This window comes from Pseudomonas sp. Sample_14, assembly GCF_004307515.1.
Taxonomy (GTDB): Bacteria; Pseudomonadota; Gammaproteobacteria; order Pseudomonadales; family Pseudomonadaceae; genus Aquipseudomonas; species Aquipseudomonas atacamensis.
In genome coordinates this window covers 1-18390 of record NZ_RCOC01000019.1, presented here as the reverse complement: position 1 = coordinate 18390, position 18390 = coordinate 1, and the positions used below count along the sequence as shown (strand labels likewise).

The window sequence follows — 18390 nt, the reverse complement described above, 5'->3', positions numbered from 1 at the left end:
TTTCTCGTTTAACGATCCAACCGATTCGGGAGCTACCTGAAGGTAGTTTTATTGTTCTCTGCCCGGTTGCGGGTCACTCCTGAGAGCACCCTGAAAAGCACACCTTCTCCAAAAAAATCTGTTAGCTGCGTCTCTGCCGTGTTGTTCTTGTTATGTCAGAGTCGTTTCGTCTTGTTTTTATTGGTTTGCGGCTTTTTATTCTTGTTATGCGATAGAGATAGCAGGTGTCGTGCCAACTTTTAAAAACCTTTGAAAATCAATGGCTTAACTTTTTCAGGCTTTTTCGACTCCAGGCAAAGCCAGACAATTTGTTTCCGTGTTACTCGCTTTTGCCCACATCGCTGACGCAGCGGTAACACCTCACTGCGCGCTGCGCGCCTTCGCCACCCGCGAACCGCTCGGGCGGCCAAGCACTGCGCTGATCTGCTGGCCCGCGGCAATCAAGGCGTCCAGGTCGATACCGGTCTCGATGCCCAGGCCATTGAGCAGGTACACCACGTCCTCGGTGGCAACGTTACCGCTCGCGCCTTTGGCGTACGGGCAGCCGCCGAGGCCGGCGATAGAGCTGTCGAACACCGCAATGCCTTCGAGCAGGCTGGCGTAGATGTTGGCCATGGCCTGGCCATAGGTGTCGTGGAAATGCCCGGCGAGTCTGTCCCGTGGCACCTGCGCCGAGACCACCTCGAACAGGCGCCGGGTCGCGCCGGCCGTGCCGGTGCCGATGGTGTCGCCCAGCGACACTTCATAGCTGCCCATCGCGTACAGTTCGCGCGCGACCATCGCCACTTGCTCCGGCGCGACCGTGCCTTCATACGGACAGCCCAGCACACAGGAAACGTAACCGCGCACGGTAACGCCGTGTTGTTTCGCCGCCTCCATGATCGGCGCAAACCGCGCCAGGCTTTCGCTGATCGAGCAATTGATGTTGCGCTGCGAGAACGCCTCGGAGGCGGCGGCGAACACCGCGACCTCCTTGACCCCGGCGGCAAGCGCGTCTTCAAAGCCGCGCAGGTTCGGCGCCAGTGCGCCGTAGGTCACGCCGGGTTTGCGCTGGATCTGCGCGAACACTTCGGCGGATCCGGCCATCTGCGGCACCCATTTCGGCGAGACGAAACTGCCGACTTCGATGTAGCCAAGCCCGGCGGCACTCAGGGCATCGACCAGTTGCACCTTGTCAGCGACGCTGATCGGCTGGGCTTCGTTCTGCAGGCCATCGCGCGGGCCGACTTCGATCAGGCGTACTTGGGAGGGGAGGGACATGGGCGGGACCTGCCTGTTTTTTGAGTTCACGAAGAACCCTGTGGGAGCGAGCCTGCTCGCGAAAGCGGTGGATCAGTCACCGTTAATGTTGGATGACAGAATGCATTCGCGAGCAGGCTCGCTCCCACAGGGGCACCAATATTTGCTAGATCGCCTGCTGGCTCTTGAGCGTCTGCTCCAGCGCCTGCACACAGCGCTCTTCGGCTGTGTCCAGCTCGAGCTTCATCTGTTCGATATCGAGCAACTGCTGTTCGAGCTGTTCGCGACGTTCGCTGATTTTCGCCAGCATGCTGTTGAGCTGTTTGGTGTTACCGCCGGACGGGTCGTAGAGTTCGATCAGCTCGCGGCATTCGGCCAGGGAAAAACCGATGCGCTTGCCGCGCAGGATCAGCTTCAGAGTGACCTTGTCGCGCGGCGAATAGATCCGTTCCTGGCCACGACGCTCGGGGCTGAGCAGGCCTTGCTCTTCATAAAAACGGATCGCCCGGGTGGTGATGTCCAGCTCGCGGGCGAGGTCGGAAATGCTGTAGGTCTGACTGCTCATGAAAGCGCTCGGAAAAGGGGCATGGCGCTAAGCTAATCGGTGGTTTACGTTTACGTCAAGCGGGATGGTTTTGGGGTGTCTGTACAGGCCTCTTCGCGAGCAGGCTCGCTCCCACATTCGACCGCGTTCCTTCAGATGAAATGCAATTCATTGTGGGAGCGAGCCTGCTCGCGAAGAACGATAACGCGGTAAAAAAGCCCTACACCTTCTCCAGCTTCTTCTCCTGCGCCGTCACCTGCTGGCACAACTCGATCATCTGCTCGCGCATCCAGCGGTTGGCCGGGTCCTGGTCGGTGCTTTCGTGCCAGTACAAATGCGTTTCCACCGAGGGCACATCATTCACCGGCAAATTGAACGACTGCAAATCATGGCGGCGGGCGAAGCGTTCCGGCACGGTCATGACCATGTCGGTCTGCTGCATCACTTGCGAAGCCATCAAATAGTGCTGCGAGCGCAGGGCGATCTTGCGCTGGATGCCCATTTTGCCCAGCGCCAGATCGACATAACCCAGACCGCTGCGGCGGCTGGAAATATGGATGTGGGTCAGCGACAGGTAGTCGTCGAGGCTGAGTTTTTCCTTGCCCGCCAGTGGGTGGCCCTTGCGCATGGCGCAGACGTAACGGTCGTCCATCAGCTTGACGTGGCGCACCTGCGGGTCGGTGTTGAGCGGCGCATCCACGGCGAAATCCAGACGCCCGGCCGCGAGTTCCTTGGTGGTTTCCCGGCGTTTCGACAGAAAGCTTTCGATGATCACCGTTGGCGCGAGGCGGCGCAGGCGCTGGAACAGTGGCGGCAGAATGATTGCTTCCGTCAGGTCGGTCATGCTGATGCGGTAGGTCTTGACCGCCTGCGCCGGGTTGAAGATGCGACTTTCCTGCACCGATACGCGCAGCAGCGACAGGGCGTTGCGCACCGGGCCGATGATGTTCTGCGCCATCGGCGTGGGCACCATGCCCTGAGCGGTACGCACGAAGAGCGGGTCGTTGAAAGTTTCGCGCAACCGCGCCAGCGCGTTGGACACCGCCGGCTGGGTGATCCCGACAATCTGCCCGGCGCGGGTCAGGTTGGCTTCGGTGTAGATCGCGTCGAAGACGATGAAAAGGTTCAGGTCGACCTTGCTCAGATTCATAACGCGGCTTCTCTTGTTATTAAGTGCAAGTGTTTTGGGCTGACGATCAGCGGATCATATATTGGTGATGAATGTTTATACACGCCGAGAATAGGCTAGGTAAATGATCAGCGCTGTTCTAGCATCGATTGCATGACTTGAACAACCTCTGCCCGAGAAGGTAACTACCCATGGATTTCGCTTATTCGCCCAAGGTTCAGGAACTGCGTGAGCGCGTGACTGCGTTCATGGACACTTACGTTTACCCGGCCGAAGCGGTGTTCGAACGCCAGGTCGCCGAGGGCGATCGCTGGCAGCCGACCGCGATCATGGAAGAGCTCAAGGCCAAGGCCAAGGCTGAAGGGCTGTGGAATTTGTTTCTGCCTGAGTCCGAGCTGGGCGCCGGCCTGAGCAACCTCGAATATGCGCCATTGGCGGAAATCATGGGCCGTTCCCTGCTGGGGCCGGAGCCGTTCAACTGCTCGGCGCCGGACACCGGCAACATGGAAGTGTTGGTGCGCTACGCCAATGAAGAACAGAAACAGCGCTGGCTCGAGCCGCTGCTGCGCGGCGAGATCCGTTCCGCGTTCGCCATGACCGAGCCGGATGTGGCGTCTTCCGACGCAACCAACATGGCCGCCCGAGCTGTGCGTGACGGCGATCAGTGGGTAATCAACGGCAAGAAATGGTGGACTTCCGGCGCTTGCGATCCGCGCTGCAAGATTCTGATCTTCATGGGCCTGAGCAACCCCGACGCGCCGCGTCACGCCCAGCACTCGATGATCCTCGTGCCGGTCGATACCCCCGGGGTGAAGATCGTCCGGCCGCTGCCGGTGTTCGGTTACGACGACGCACCGCACGGTCACGCCGAAGTGCTGTTCGATAACGTGCGGGTGCCGTACGAAAACGTCCTGCTCGGTGAAGGACGCGGCTTCGAAATCGCCCAGGGTCGCCTTGGCCCAGGGCGGATTCACCACTGCATGCGTTCGATCGGCATGGCCGAACGTGCGCTGGAACTGATGTGCAAACGCTCGGTGAGTCGCACCGCATTCGGCAAACCGCTGGCGCGTCTGGGCGGCAACATCGACAAGATCGCCGACTCGCGGATGGAAGTCGACATGGCGCGTCTGCTGACGTTGAAAGCGGCGTACATGATGGACACCGTCGGCAACAAAGTGGCGAAAAGCGAGATTGCGCAGATCAAAGTCGTCGCGCCGAACGTGGCCTTACGGGTGATCGACCGGGCGATTCAGATGCACGGCGGGGCAGGGGTGTCGAACGATTTCCCGCTGGCCTATATGTATGCCATGCAGCGCACCCTGCGTCTGGCCGACGGCCCGGACGAAGTGCACCGCGCGGCGATTGGCAAGTTCGAGATCGGCAAGTATGTGCCGAAGGAGATGCTGCGCAGCGGCCAGTAATACCGAGTAGCCTCATTCGCATTCCCCTCAGTCTGATCGTTCCCACGCGGAGCATGGGAACGATCAGGCGTCAGGATCAATACACCCAAACCTCAACCCGCCGATTCTTGATCCGCCCTTCATCCGCGCTGTTGGTCGCCACCGGCATCAGCGCACCAAAGCCGCGTACTTCGCGCATGACCACACCGTTTTTGACCAGCTCGCGCCGCACCGCCATTGCTCGCAGCTTCGACAGTAGATCAGCCCGCGCCGGGTCATCCTTCAAATCACCAAACCCCACCAGCGTCACCGCCCGCTCGGTCTTGCCATTGTGCTTTATATAGTCGAGCACCCGCGCCAGATCCTGCCGCGCCTTGTTGTCCAGACTGGCGCTGCCCTCGGCAAAACGAAAATTCACTGTCAGACGCTGAGCATGCCGGCTGAGGGATTGGTAACCCTCGGGCATCAGCGCATTCGGCGTCACGCTCATGGCTTGTACGGTCTGGCTGATAAAACCGCTAGTCGCGACGATCCCCTGACCCTGTGGACTTTGCGCGAACGTTGCCAACGCCTGCGCCCACGGATTGCGGCTGTCCGGCGGCAGATAAAAGAACAAGCGCCGCGACAGCGGATAATCTTCGGTGGCGATCAGACTGTTCAGCGGCAACATCGCTTGCGAGGCGCCATCGCCAATCGCCACGGCTTTGGCCTGACGCACGTAAGGCAAGCCGATGAAGCCGATACCTTGCGGATCGGCGCTGACCGCGTCGGACAACTGCTCGCTGGATTCGAAACGCTTCGCCGCGCTGCTGAGACTTTTCCCACGCCGGCTCAGGACCAGTTCCTTGAACGTGTCGTACGTCCCGGACTGATCATCCCGCGCATATAAATGAATGGCGCCGCCACGGCTACCGAGCTCTTCCCAGGTTTTCACTTCGCCGGCAAAAATCCGCGCCAGTTGCTCGGTGTTCAACTGCTCAAGCGGGTTGGCCGGGTTGAGGATGATCGCCAGGCCGTCGATGGCAATGACTTGCTCGGCCGCCGGGCTTTTCAGATCGCCGAGGGCTTGCAGGGCAAGCAGTTCGCTGTCCTTGATCTCACGGGAAGAGGCGGCCAGATCGGCGCTGGCGTTTTTCAATGCAGTGAAGCCAGTGCTGGAACCGTGGGCGGCGACTTCGATGATCACGCGTTGCCCTTGTGCGGTCTGGCCAACGATGCGTTGTTCGTTGGCGGTGTCCGGGGTTTCGCGGTGGATTTTCAGCAGGCCTTGTTCCTGCAACAGGCCTTCGACCAGCGCCGGGCCGAGTTCGGCGCCGATGGTGTTGGAGCCCTGAATGCGTAATGCCGGGCCGTTTTCGGGGATCGGCAGGGCGGCGGCGGACACCGACAGCCAGCCACTCAACAGGAAAACGCAGAGAACACGCAGGGTCATGCCGGCACCGAATCAAGCCAAGGGGATTGCCGGGGAGATTAAGTCAGGCGCGTGACCGAAATATGACAGGGGTTGAAGGGTGTAAATATCAATTGTGGGAGCGAGCTTGCTCGCGAAGGCGGCGTATCAGCAACATATCTGATTACTGACACTCCGCCTTCGCGAGCAAGCTCGCTCCCACAGGGATCTCAGGCAACTCGCGGATCAGGCCAGCTCAAGCCAGATCGGCGCATGGTCCGATGGTTTTTCCATGCCGCGCAGTTCGTAGTCCACGCCGGCATCCTTGACCCGTGGCAGCAGGCCATGGGACGCCAGAATCACATCGATGCGCAGGCCACGCTTCGGCTCATCTTCGAAACCACGGCTGCGATAGTCGAACCAGCTGAACATGTCGCTCACGTCGGGGTTGAGGTGCCGATAGCTGTCGGTCAGGCCCCAGTTCTTCAGGCGCGCCATCCACTCGCGCTCCTCCGGCAGGAAGCTGCATTTGCCGGTTTTCAGCCAGCGCTTCATGTTGTCCGGGCCGATGCCGATGTCGCAGTCTTCCGGGGATATGTTCACATCACCCATCACCACCAGTGGCTGTTCATTGTGGAACTGGCTTTCCAGCAGCGCTTGCAGGTCGCTGTAGAAACGCTCCTTGGCAGGGAATTTGGTTGGATGGTCACGGCTTTCACCTTGTGGGAAATAGCCGTTCATGATCGTCACCGGCACGCCGTTGGCATCGGCAAAAGTGCCCCAGATAAAGCGCCGCTGCGCGTCTTCTTCGTCAGTGGCAAAGCCTTTATGGATGGCGATCGGTTCGTTGCGCGAGAGCAGGGCGACACCGTAATGGCCCTTCTGGCCATGGAAGTGCACGTGGTAACCGAGGGCGCGGATGTCTTCGTGGGGGAACTGGTCGTCGTGGACCTTGGTTTCCTGCAGGCCGATCACGTCGGGCTGATGTTTTTCGATCAGCGCTGCCAGCTGATGCGGACGGGCACGCAGTCCGTTGATGTTGAAGGAAACAATCTTCATGGTCGGCAGTCCTGGCAAAAGGGCGATGCTAGCTGACATGGGGAAGATGGGCCAGTGTGGGACAAATCATTTTGGCCTGTGGGATTTGTGATGCCCTATGCAGCGCCTCTGTGGGAGCGAGCCTGCTCGCGAAGAGGCCGGCAAGATCGATGAAGATCCCGACTTGGTCTATACCTGTCAGGGGAACCACATCACCCGCCCAAGGTTCGTACCAACAAGCGCGCCAGCCTCCGAGCGCGCCCCCGGGGAGAATCACTGCAATGCCTGAAACCCAGTCCGCCGTTGCCGACATCCACATGCTCGACCGCGGCTATTCACGCGAAGCCCGCTCGTTGCTGTATCAGGCCTATCGCCACGAGCCGACCTTCGGCTACCTGTTCGAAGCCGAGCGTCCCGGCTACGAACAGCGCGTGCGCGCGACGGTGCGCGAGTTGGTCAAACAGCATTTTCTCCAGGACCTGCCGGCGATCGGCCTGTTGGTCAACGATCGCTTGATCGGCATTGCCCTGATCGCACCGCCGCAACGGCGCCTGGGCGTTACCGAAAGCTGGGCGTGGCGCTTGCGCATGGTGCTCAGCACCGGTTTTCGCTGCACCCGGCGTTATCTGGAATACCACGATGCCGTCGCCGCATGCGTGCCGGGTGACTCGGTGCACATGCTGCCGTTGCTCGGTGTGCATCCGCAGTTTCAGGGCAAGCACTACGGCGAACAGTTGCTCACCGCCGTGCACAACTGGTGCGCGGTCGATGAAACCTCGCAAGGGGTGGTGCTCGACACCGGCAACCCGCGCTACCTGGAATTCTATAAAAGGCAGGGTTATCAGGAGATCGGCGAGGTTGCCGTCGGGCCGGTGCGCGAACACGTATTTTTCCACACCAATCCGCAGGTGTTACAAACAGCAACGGGATAACGATCGAACTTCTTCACAAATTACCTGTTCTATCAGGCTCCCGAGCCCGTGATAGCATCCGCGCCTATGAAGTTTCCACGAAGATTTACCAGCGGCGTGCTGATGCTGTTATCCAGCTGCGCGGCGCTGGCGCAAAGTGAATTGGATGTACGGATCAAGCCGTCCAACGATGAACTCAAGGCCAATATAGAAGGCTATATCGGCAGCCTCGGCGATCGCGACGAAGAAGCCTTGCTGCGTTTCAGTCGCGGTGCCGAAGAGCAGGCGCGCAAAGCGGCGCAGGCGCTGGGCTACTATCAGCCGCAGATCGACAGTGACGTCAAGGGCGGGGAAAAACCGCGTCTGGTGCTGAACATCGATCCCGGCGAGCCGATTCGCCTGCGCAACGTCACCGTGCGCGTCGACGGCCCGGCGGCCTCGCTGAAATCCTTTCGCGTACCGAAAAGCGACCTGCTCAAGTCCGGCGCCGTGCTCAACCATGGCCGTTACGAAGACGCCAAACGGGTGATCCAGAACCAGGCCTCGCGCTTCGGTTACTTCAGCGGTCATTTCACCAGCCAGAAACTCATGGTCGATCCCCGCGCGGGCGTGGCTGACATCGAATTGATCTACGACAGCGGCCCGCGTTATGCGCTGGGAAAAGTCAGTTTCGAGGGCGACACGCCGTTCGACGAAGACCTGCTGCAACGCATGGTGCCGTTCAAGGCAGGCGAACCCTACGATTCGGAACTGATCGCCGAACTTAATCGCGACCTGCAATCGAGCGGCTATTTCGAAGGCGTGCGCGTCGATGCCGCACCGACGGCAGCGCAGAACGATGTGATTCCGGTCGCCGTCAAACTCGACACGCGCAAGCCGCGCACGATGGGCCTGGGCCTCGGTTATTCGACCGACGTCGGCCCACGGATCAAGGCCAACTGGACGCGTCACTGGGTCAACCCGCAGGGCGACAGCTATGGCTGGGAAGCCGAGCTTTCCGCGCCACGCCAAAACGTCGGGCTGTTCTATGATATTCCGCTCGACCCGCCGTTGACCGACAAACTGCGCTGGGCCGGCGGCTATCAGTTCGAAGACATCGAAGGCTCCGACACCCTCAGCAAACTGCTGACCTTCGGCCCGGAATGGCACAGCAAGTTGCCCAGCGGCTGGCAGCGGGTGATCTCGCTGAAATGGCAACGTGAAGAATACGAACTCGGCGACGACTCCGGCCTGAGCACGTTGCTGATGCCCGGCATCAGTTATTCGTACCTCAAAAGCGACAACCGCATCGACCCGCGCAACGGCTATCGCCTGAGCTTCGAAAGCAAAGTCGCCAAGGAAGGCCTCGGTTCGGACAACAACCTTTTATATGGCACCGCGCTGGTCAAAGGCCTGACCACGGTGTTCGACAAGCACCGCTTGCTCGGCCGCGTGCAGGTCGGCGGCAGCGCCACCAACGGCTACAACTCGATTCCGCCATCGCTGCGCTTTTTTGCCGGTGGCGATCAGAGCGTGCGCGGTTACGACTATCAGAGCCTGTCGCCGACAAATTCCGATGGCAAACGGATTGGCGGTCGCTACATGGTGGCTGGCAGCGTCGAGTATCAATACTCGATCGCCGAAAAATGGCGGGTCGCGACCTTCGTCGACCAGGGCAACTCTTTCAACAAACTTGAACTGCCCGACCTCAAGACCGGGGTCGGTGTGGGTGTGCGCTGGGTCTCGCCGGTCGGGCCGATCCGCCTTGACCTGGCCCACGCGCTGGACGACGACGGCGGCATCCGGCTGCATTTTTCCATGGGGCCTGAGCTGTGAAGCGTGGTGTGAAAATAACAGCGCTGACTTTGTTGGCGCTGGTCTTGTTGATCGTCTTGAGCCTGGCCGCACTGCTTGGCACGCAGGCCGGCAGTCGTTGGGCGCTGGGCCTGGTGCCGGGCCTGAGCGTGGAAAATTTCCACGGTCGCCTCGCTGGGCAATGGAGCGCCGATCACCTGGTGTGGCAGCAGGACACCAGCCGAGTCGAGCTGAACAAGGCGATCTTCGCCTGGTCGCCACTGTGCCTGACGCGCATGACCTTGTGCATCGATCAGCTCAAGGCCGAGCAGGTGATCCTGCAATTCCCGCCGAGCGAAGAAACCACCGAGAGCGGCCCGATCACACTGCCGGACCTGCAATTGCCGTTGGCCATTGAACTGGGCGATGTCGAAGTCGGCAGCCTGTTGTTCAACGGCAGCGAACAGCTCAAGGGCTTGCAACTGGCGGCGCACTGGACCGCTCAGGGCCTGCAGATCGACAGCGTGAAATTGCAGCGCGACGAGCTCAGCCTGAACCTGTCCGGCCTGCTGCAACCGAGCGGCAACTGGCCGCTGACGATTGAGGGCGATTTGACTTTGCCGTCTCCCGGCAGCGAGCCGTGGACGCTGGCGCTGAAAGTTGAAGGCGATCTGCTGAAAACCCTCAACCTGCACGCCGACAGCCGTGGCTACCTCGACGGCCAGTTGAACGGTGAACTGCAAGCGCTGGCGGAAAACCTGCCGGCCAAGGTGCGCATCACCAGCGACGCGTTCAAACCCAGCGCCGATCTGCCGGACACCCTGCAATTCAATCAGCTTGTGCTCACGGGCGAAGGCGACCTGAAAAACGGTTATCAACTGCTCGGCAACGCCACGCTGCCCGCCGAAAAATCGCCAGTGGCGCTGCTGCTCAAAGGCAAGGTCGACGCCAATGGTGCGCAGATCGCCGGTCTTGATCTGACGGCCAACGACAAGCAAAGCCTCAAGCTCACCGGCAACGTCGACTGGAGCAAGGGCCTCAGCGCTCAGGCCAATATCAACTGGCAAGACTTCCCGTGGCATCGGCTTTATCCGGAAATCGACGAGCCGCAAGTGATGTTGCGTACCTTCACCGGCGAAGTGTCCTACACCGACGGCCAGTACCTCGGTAATTTCGACGCTGCGCTGGATGGCCCGGCGGGGGCGTTCACCCTGAGCAGTCCGTTCAGCGGCAGTCTGGAACAGATCGCCTTGCCGCAACTGGTCATGCAGGCCGGGCAGGGCAAGGCCGAAGGGCACGTCAATGTGCGCTTCGCCGACGGCATCGCCTGGGATACCGCGCTGGACCTGTCGGCGCTCAACCCGGCGTACTGGGTCGCGGAGCTGCCGGGTACGCTGGCCGGGCCGTTGCAGAGCAAAGGCGAGATGAAGAATGATCAGCTCAGCCTCAGCGCCGACCTCGACCTTAAAGGCAAACTGCGCGGCCAACCGGCGATTCTGCAGGCCAAGGCTGACGGCGCGGGCGAGCGCTGGAACCTCAACGCTCTGCAGATCCGCCTCGGCGATAACAGCATCAACGGCAAGGGCAGCCTGCAGGACAAACTCGGCGGGCAGATCGACATCAAGCTGCCGCGTCTGGCCCAGCTCTGGCCGCAATTGCGCGGGCAGGTCAACGGTCAGGTCAACGTCGCCGGTACGCTGAAGGCGCCACAGGGCAAGCTTGATCTGCAAGGTTCGCAACTGGCTTTCCAGGACAATCGCCTGCAAAGCCTCAACCTCGACGCCACGCTCGACAGCGCGCAGCGGGCGAAGATCAATCTCAAAGGCAGCGGCATTCAGACCGGCGACACCTCGCTCGGCACCCTGACCGCCAGTGCTCAGGGCGATATCAAAAGCCAGAAACTCAACCTCGACCTGATCGGACCGAAGCTGAAACTGGCGCTGGGTCTGGACGGCAATCTCGACAAGGGCAACTGGCGCGGACGCTTGGCCAGTGGCGACATTCAGGCCGGTGGTCAGGACTGGAAGCTGCAAAGCCCGGCCAAGCTGGAACGCCTGGCGGACGGCCAGATCAATTTCGGCGCGCATTGCTGGCTGTCCGGCAACGCCAGCCTGTGTGGCGAAGACCAGCGCCTGATGCCCGAGCCGAAGCTGCGTTATCACCTCAAGCAATTCCCGATCGAAAGCCTTGCGCAGTGGCTGCCCAAGGACTTCGCCTGGCAGGGCCGACTCAACGCCGATCTGCAACTGGACTTGCCGGCGAGCGGCCCGAACGGCGTGGTCAGTGTCGATGCCAGCGGCGGCACCCTGCGCGTGCGCGACAAGGATCAGTGGCTGGATTTCCCCTACCAGACCCTCAAACTCAGCAGCAAGCTCACGCCCAAGCGCGTTGACACCGAGCTCAATTTTGTCGGCGGCAAACTCGGCGAATTGCTGGTCCAGGCGCAGCTCAATCCGCTGCCGAAAAACAAACCGCTGAGCGGCTCGTTCCGCCTTTCCGGCCTCGATCTATCGGTGGCGCGGCCGTTCGTGCCGATGGTGGAAAAACTCACCGGCCGGCTCAACGGCAGCGGCACTATTTCCGGTGGCCTGCTCGCACCGCTGGTCAACGGCACCGTGCAGCTCAGCGACGGCGAAGTGTCCGGCGCCGAACTGCCGATGGAGCTGCAGAATCTGCAACTGACTGCAGCGATCGCCGGCGAATCGGTGCGCCTGGACGGTGGCTGGAACAGCGGCAAGACTGGCAAGGGCAGCCTCAACGGCAACGTCGCCTGGGGTCAGGCACTGGTGGTCGATCTGGCGCTCAAGGGCTCGCAATTGCCGGTCAGCGTCGAACCCTACGCCAAACTGGAAATGGCCCCGGACCTGAAGATTTCCATGGCCGGCGATGAGCTGAAAGTTGCCGGCAAGGTACTGGTGCCGAAAGGCGAAATCACCGTGCGCGAACTGCCGCCATCGACGGTAAAAGTCTCCGACGACACGATCATCGTTGGCGCGCAGACCGAAGAGGGCAAACCACCGATCGCGATGAAAATGGACATCAACGTGATCGTCGGCCAGGACAAGCTGAGCTTTGCCGGTTTCGGCCTGACCGCGAATCTGCAAGGTCAGGTGCACATCGGCGACAACATGGACACCCGTGGCGAACTCTGGCTCAACGACGGCCGCTATCGCGCCTATGGCCAGCGCCTGACGGTGCGGCGTGCGCGCCTGTTGTTCGCCGGCCCGATTGACCAGCCGTATCTGGACATCGAAGCGATCCGCCAGACCGACGACGTCATCGCCGGTATTCGCCTGAGCGGCAGCGCCGAACAGCCAACCACGCAGATCTTCTCCGAACCGGCGATGAGTCAGGAACAGGCGCTGTCGTACCTGGTGCTGGGCCGTCCGCTGAGCACCAGCGGCGAAGACAACAACATGCTCGCGCAAGCGGCATTGGGTCTGGGTCTGATGGGCAGCGCCGGGATCACCAGCGGCCTGGCCAAGGATCTGGGTATTCAGGACTTCCAACTCGACACCCAAGGCAGCGGCAACGACACCAGCGTCGTCGCCAGCGGCAACATCTCGGAAAAACTCAGCCTGCGCTACGGCGTCGGCGTCTTCGAACCGGCCAGCACCATCGCCCTGCGCTACAAGCTGAGCAAGAAGGTCTACGTCGAAGCGGCAAGCGGCGTGGCGAGTTCGCTGGATATTTTCTACAAGCGGGATTTCTAGAGCGCACCTGCTCATTTGAACCGAGTCGCACCCTTCGCGAGCAGGCTCGCTCCCACATTGGAACGCGTTTTCCCTGTGGGAGCGAGCCTGCTCGCGAATGCGGTTGCGCACGCAATAAAACCCAGTTCACTTGTCAATAAATTACCAAGCCCCCTAACTATTGCGTTGACATTCGCTGCCTAAGCAGTAACATCTCGACATACATTCACTGCCTAGGCAGTTATCAGGTCGACCCATGAAGCATTTCACCCCGGAAGAATTCAAACATTGCCACCTCGGCCTGTTGCTCGGCCGTGCCGCGTTGCTCAAGGACCGGATCATCGACACCCACATGGAACCCCACGGCATCACCGCCGCGCAGTTCAAGGTGTTGATCATCATGGCCCAGTTCGGCGTCGATACCCCGGCCGAGCTGTGCCGCCATCTGTCGCTGGACAGCGGGTCGATGACGCGCATGCTCGATCGCCTCGAGCAGAAGGCTTTTCTGATTCGCCAGCGCAGCGAAGGCGACCGGCGACAGGTGCAGTTGAAACTGACCGAGCAGGGCCAGCAACTGGCTGATCGCCTGCCGCACATCGGTGCCGATGCGATGAATGAACTGGCCGGCGCGATCTCCCGCGAAGAGCTGAAAACCCTGGAATACATCCTGAAGAAAATCCTGCTGGCCGCCGGTGATCCGATCACCATCCAGCGTCTAGGTGATCACAATGAGCGCTAACACTTTGCGCAGCAGCCTGACGCTGTTGCTATCGGCGATGATCCTCGCCGGTTGCGCCAATTACAGCGGCCTCGACACCGAAGGCCAGCGCCTCGACGCGAAGAGCCTGAAGACAGCGCAGTCTCTCGATGGCATCACCCTGTCGCCAGCGGCGTGGCCGAAAAGCGATTGGTGGAGCAGCCTCGGCGATCCGCAGCTCGACGGCCTGATCCGCGAAGCCCTGCACGACAGCCCGGACATGCAGATCGCCGCAGCCCGCGCCCATCAGGCCAGTGCCGCCGCCCATGCCGCCGATGCCGAGCGTTATCCGACCCTCGACGCCAGCGCCGGCATCAGCCGTTCGCGGCTGGCTCGTGATCAGGATCCGCTGGGGCAGGGCGGCGCCTATGCGACGGTGCGCAATGTCAGCGCCGGTTTCAATTACAACTTCGATTTGTGGGGCGGTCAGCGCGATGCCTGGGAAGCCGCCCTCGGCGAGGCTCGCGCTGCTGAAGTCGATCGTCAGGCCGCGCAGCTGACACTTGCCGCTGACGTCGCCCGTGCGTATAGCGATCTCGGTCAGGCGCACATCGTTTACGACCTCGCCAGCGAAGACCTCAAGCGCACCCGGCAAATGCTCGACCTCAGCCAGCGCCGCTTGAGTTCGGGGATCGACAGCCAGTACCAGTTCCAGCAGACCCAGAGTCTGGAAGCCAGTTCTCAGGCCAGCCTGATCGACGCGGAAAAACGCCTGAACAGCGCGAAAATCGCCTTGGCGGTATTGCTCGGCAAAGGCCCGGATCGTGGCAACGAAATCGCTCGACCGAAAGTCCTGCAAGCCAGCGCCGTGGCGGTGCCGTCGGTGTTGCCGGCGGAACTGCTCGGACGCCGCCCGGATCTGGTCGCGGCGCGCTGGCGTGTCGAGGCGGCGAGCAAAGACATCGATGCGGCGAAAACCCGTTTCTATCCCAACCTCAATCTGTCGGCCTCGGCCGGCGCCGAGTCGTTGCTGGGTGATGCGATGTTCGGCTCGGCCAGTCGCTTCTTCAACATCGCGCCGACCGTGTCGCTGCCGATTTTCGATGGCGGACGCTTGCGCGCCAACCTCGATGCGCGCGACGCCGATTACGATCTGGCGGTGGCGCAGTACAACAAAAGTCTGGTGAAAGCCCTCGGCGATGTCGGCGATACCATCAATCAGCTGCGCGATATCGGCCGGCAGATCGGCGCGCAGCAACACGCCACCGACATTGCTCAGGATTCTTACAACACCGTCGTCCAGCGTTACGGATCCGGCATCGGCAACTACCTGGACGTGCTCAGCATCGAGCAGCAATTGCTCCAGGCCCAGCGTCAGCTGGCGACCCTCAATGCCGAGCAGATCGACCTGTCGATTCAACTGATGCAAGCGCTGGGCGGCGGCTTTCAGGGTGAAAACCTGAACGCAGCCAACGCCAGCCCAGCCTCGTCGCACCCATAATTCAAGGTATTTGTCATGGCCACTGCCGAAAACACCCAAGCTCAAGACAACACACCGGACACCGGCAACCCGCGCAAACGCAAGGTGATGCTGCTGGCCCTCGCCGTGGTGGTCCTGCTCGCCATTGCCGGCGTCTGGGCCTATCACGAGTTCATCGGGCGCTTTAACGAAAGCACCGACGATGCCTACGTCAATGGCAACGTCGTGGAAATCACGCCGCTGGTCACCGGCACCGTGGTCAGCATCGGCGCCGATGACGGGGATCTGGTCCAGGAAGGCCAGGTGCTGGTCAACTTCGACCCCAACGATGCCGAAGTCGGCCTGCAAAGTGCCAAGGCCAAACTGGCGCGCACCGTGCGTCAGGTGCGCGGCCTGTATAGCAACGTCGACGGCATGAAAGCTCAGGTCAACGCGCAGCAGGCCGAAGTGCAGAAAGCCCAGGACAACTACAATCGGCGGAAAAATCTCGCCCAGGGCGGGGCGATTTCCCAGGAAGAGCTGTCCCACGCCCGCGACGACCTGACCTCGGCGCAGAACGCTCTGGCCAACGCCAAACAGCAACTGAAAACCACCAGCGCACTGGTCGACGACACCGTGGTCTCGTCCCATCCGGACGTAATGTCGGCGGCTGCCGATCTGCGTCAGGCCTACCTGACCAATGCTCGCAGCACCTTGATCGCGCCGGTCACCGGTTACGTCGCCAAGCGCACCGTGCAGCTCGGTCAGCGTGTGCAGCCGGGCACCGCGCTGATGGCGGTGATTCCGCTGGATCAGCTGTGGATCGATGCCAACTTCAAGGAAACCCAACTGCGTGACATGCGCATCGGTCAGCCTGTCGATATCGAGGCCGATATTTATGGCGGCGACGTGAAATACAGCGGCACCGTCGACAGCCTCGGCGCCGGTACCGGCAGCGCATTTGCCTTGCTGCCGGCACAGAACGCCACCGGTAACTGGATCAAGATCGTCCAGCGCGTGCCAGTGCGTATCCACATCAATGCCGAAGAACTGGCCAAGCACCCGCTGCGTGTCGGTCTGTCGACCAATGTCGAGGTCAATCTGCACGACCAGAGCGGCCCGGTGCTGGCCCAGCAACCGCCGCAAAAAGCCTCGTTCAGCACCAATGTGTATGACCGCCAACTGGCCGAAGCGGACGCGATGATTGCCCAGTTGATTCACGACAACAGCGCAGCAGCAGGCAAGACCGCACAGCGCTGAGAGCACACCGGATCAGAAGCAGGCTCTGTGGTGAGGGGTTATCTGTGGCGAGGGGATTTATCCCCGCTGGACTGCGCAGCAGGCCCGCTTTTCCTGAGCCAAAAGAGGGGCCGCTTCGCGACCCAGCGGGGATAAATCCCCTCGCCACAAGGGCCTGCTACCACAGGGCCGGCTGTGTTCATCAGGCCGCAGCGACCATCAGGTTTCATAGGATTCACAATGAGCAATAACGCTTCTTTCACGCCGCCCAGCCTGTTGCTCAGCACCATCGGCCTGTCGCTGGCGACGTTCATGCAAGTGCTCGACACGACCATCGCCAACGTGGCGTTGCCGACGATTTCCGGCAACCTCGGGGTGAGTTCGGAGCAGGGCACCTGGGTCATCACCTCGTTCGCCGTGAGCAACGCGATTGCGCTGCCGCTGACCGGTTGGCTGAGCCGCCGCTTCGGCGAGGTGAAGCTGTTTCTGTGGGCGACGATGCTGTTTGTACTGGCGTCGTTTCTCTGCGGTATCTCGACTTCGATGCCTGAGCTGATCGGCTTTCGCGTGCTGCAAGGCCTGGTCGCCGGGCCGCTGTACCCGATGACGCAGACGCTGTTGATCGCGGTGTATCCGCCGGCGAAACGCGGGATGGCCCTGGCGCTGTTGGCGATGGTCACGGTGGTCGCGCCGATTGCAGGTCCCATTCTCGGCGGCTGGATCACCGACAGTTACAGCTGGCCGTGGATCTTCTTTATCAACGTGCCGATCGGCATCTTTGCGGTGATGGTGGTGCGTTCGCAACTGGCGAAACGGCCGGTGGTGACCAGTCGCCAGCCAATGGATTACGTCGGTCTGATCACGCTGATCATTGGCGTTGGCGCGTTGCAGGTGATCCTCGACAAGGGCAATGACCTGGACTGGTTCGAGTCGAATTTCATCATTGTCGGCGCGGCGATTTCCGTGGTCGCCCTGGCGGTGTTCGTGATCTGGGAAATGACCGACCGCCATCCGGTGGTCAACCTGCGCCTGTTCGCCCATCGCAACTTCCGCATCGGCACGCTCGTGCTGGTGCTGGGTTATGCCGGCTTCTTCGGCATCAACCTGATTCTGCCGCAGTGGTTGCAGACGCAAATGGGCTACACCGCGACCTGGGCGGGACTTGCCGTGGCGCCGATCGGGATTCTGCCGGTGCTGCTGTCGCCGTTTGTCGGCAAATACGCGCACAAGTTCGATCTGCGTCTGCTCGCCGGCATTGCATTTTTGGCGATCGGCCTGAGCTGCTTCATGCGTGCCGAGTTCACCAACGAAGTCGACTTCCAGCACATCGCTCTGGTGCAGTTGTTCATGGGTATCGGTGTGGCGCTGTTCTTCATGCCGACCCTGAGCATTCTGATGTCGGACTTGCCGCCGAGCCAGATCGCTGACGGCGCAGGCCTGGCGACTTTCCTGCGGACACTGGGCGGCAGCTTCGCGGCCTCGCTGACCACCTGGATCTGGATTCGCCGGGCCGATCAGCATCATGCGTATATGAGCGAAAGCATCAGCACGTTCGAGCCAGCCACCCGCGAGACCTTGAATCAGTTGGGCGGGGCGAGCCAGTCGGCGTATGCGCAGATGGATCAGATCCTCACCAGCCAGGCGTACATGCTTTCGACCGTGGATTACTTCACGTTGCTAGGGTGGGGATTCATGGGGCTGATTTTGATTGTATGGCTGGCGAAACCGCCGTTTGCCGCCAAGGCCGGGCCTGCTGCCAGCGGGCATTAACCTGAAACGCAGCACCTGTGGGAGCGAGCCTGCTCGCGAAAGCGGTGTGTCAGACACTCGACTGCTGAGTGACACATTGCATTCGCGAGCAGGCTCGCTCCCACAGGGT

General features: G+C 61.2%; 13 protein-coding genes. 8 read left to right on the top strand and 5 right to left on the bottom strand.

What is annotated here, in order from left to right:
- Window positions 1–360: 360 nt before the first annotated feature.
- The 3 genes from D8U61_RS04220 to D8U61_RS04210 form a co-directional block, all read right to left on the bottom strand.
- A complete protein-coding gene (locus D8U61_RS04220) occupies window positions 361–1260 on the bottom strand; it encodes a hydroxymethylglutaryl-CoA lyase (protein WP_130926469.1) in 900 nt (299 codons plus the stop codon).
- A gap of 145 nt (window positions 1261–1405) precedes the next feature.
- Window positions 1406–1804 carry a MerR family DNA-binding transcriptional regulator gene (locus D8U61_RS04215; RefSeq protein WP_016775309.1) on the bottom strand — a complete coding sequence of 133 codons (399 nt, stop codon included), beginning with the start codon at window positions 1802–1804 and terminating at the stop codon, window positions 1406–1408.
- 199 nt (window positions 1805–2003) lie between these two features.
- The gene (locus D8U61_RS04210; protein ID WP_125927395.1) at window positions 2004–2933 is read right to left on the bottom strand and encodes a LysR family transcriptional regulator; all 930 of its coding nucleotides are present in this window, start codon (window positions 2931–2933) and stop codon (window positions 2004–2006) included.
- A 170-nt stretch (window positions 2934–3103) separates the two neighbouring features.
- On the opposite strand from D8U61_RS04210, the gene D8U61_RS04205 reads away from it, so the two are divergent.
- Window positions 3104–4333 (top strand): acyl-CoA dehydrogenase, encoded by a 1230-nt coding sequence (locus tag D8U61_RS04205; RefSeq protein ID WP_130926468.1) that lies wholly within the window; start codon window positions 3104–3106, stop codon window positions 4331–4333.
- Window positions 4334–4409: 76 nt separating this feature from the next.
- On the opposite strand, the gene D8U61_RS04200 is transcribed toward D8U61_RS04205, so the two are convergent.
- Both D8U61_RS04200 and xthA read right to left on the bottom strand, forming a co-directional pair.
- The gene (locus tag D8U61_RS04200) at window positions 4410–5744 is read right to left on the bottom strand and encodes a phosphate ABC transporter substrate-binding/OmpA family protein (protein WP_130926467.1); all 1335 of its coding nucleotides are present in this window, start codon (window positions 5742–5744) and stop codon (window positions 4410–4412) included.
- Window positions 5745–5948: 204 nt separating this feature from the next.
- Complete coding sequence (gene xthA / locus D8U61_RS04195; protein ID WP_073471316.1) at window positions 5949–6761, bottom strand: exodeoxyribonuclease III; 813 nt, start codon at window positions 6759–6761, stop codon at window positions 5949–5951.
- 260 nt (window positions 6762–7021) lie between these two features.
- Here xthA and D8U61_RS04190 point away from each other — a divergent pair, with 260 nt between their 5' ends.
- The 7 genes from D8U61_RS04190 to D8U61_RS04155 all read left to right on the top strand — a co-directional run bounded on the left by D8U61_RS04190 (window position 7022) and on the right by D8U61_RS04155 (window position 18281).
- On the top strand, window positions 7022–7672 hold the full coding sequence (locus tag D8U61_RS04190; RefSeq protein ID WP_125927397.1) for a GNAT family N-acetyltransferase: 651 nt from the start codon (window positions 7022–7024) through the stop codon (window positions 7670–7672).
- A gap of 66 nt (window positions 7673–7738) precedes the next feature.
- Window positions 7739–9466: an autotransporter assembly complex family protein gene (locus D8U61_RS04185; protein WP_130926466.1), complete on the top strand. Its 1728-nt coding sequence runs from the start codon at window positions 7739–7741 to the stop codon at window positions 9464–9466.
- Window positions 9463–13137 carry a translocation/assembly module TamB domain-containing protein gene (locus D8U61_RS04180; RefSeq protein WP_130926465.1) on the top strand — a complete coding sequence of 1225 codons (3675 nt, stop codon included), beginning with the start codon at window positions 9463–9465 and terminating at the stop codon, window positions 13135–13137. The genes D8U61_RS04185 and D8U61_RS04180 overlap by 4 nt, the downstream gene beginning before the upstream one ends.
- Window positions 13138–13372: 235 nt before the next feature.
- On the top strand, window positions 13373–13855 hold the full coding sequence (locus tag D8U61_RS04175; RefSeq protein ID WP_024013429.1) for a MarR family transcriptional regulator: 483 nt from the start codon (window positions 13373–13375) through the stop codon (window positions 13853–13855).
- Window positions 13845–15314, top strand: a complete 1470-nt coding sequence (locus D8U61_RS04170; protein WP_130926464.1) for an efflux transporter outer membrane subunit — start codon at window positions 13845–13847, stop codon at window positions 15312–15314. Before D8U61_RS04175 ends, D8U61_RS04170 begins: the two co-directional genes overlap by 11 nt.
- A 15-nt stretch (window positions 15315–15329) precedes the next feature.
- Window positions 15330–16532: an HlyD family efflux transporter periplasmic adaptor subunit gene (locus D8U61_RS04165; RefSeq protein WP_130926463.1), complete on the top strand. Its 1203-nt coding sequence runs from the start codon at window positions 15330–15332 to the stop codon at window positions 16530–16532.
- A gap of 219 nt (window positions 16533–16751) precedes the next feature.
- On the top strand, window positions 16752–18281 hold the full coding sequence (locus D8U61_RS04155) for a DHA2 family efflux MFS transporter permease subunit (RefSeq protein WP_024013426.1): 1530 nt from the start codon (window positions 16752–16754) through the stop codon (window positions 18279–18281).
- Window positions 18282–18390 lie beyond the last annotated feature (109 nt).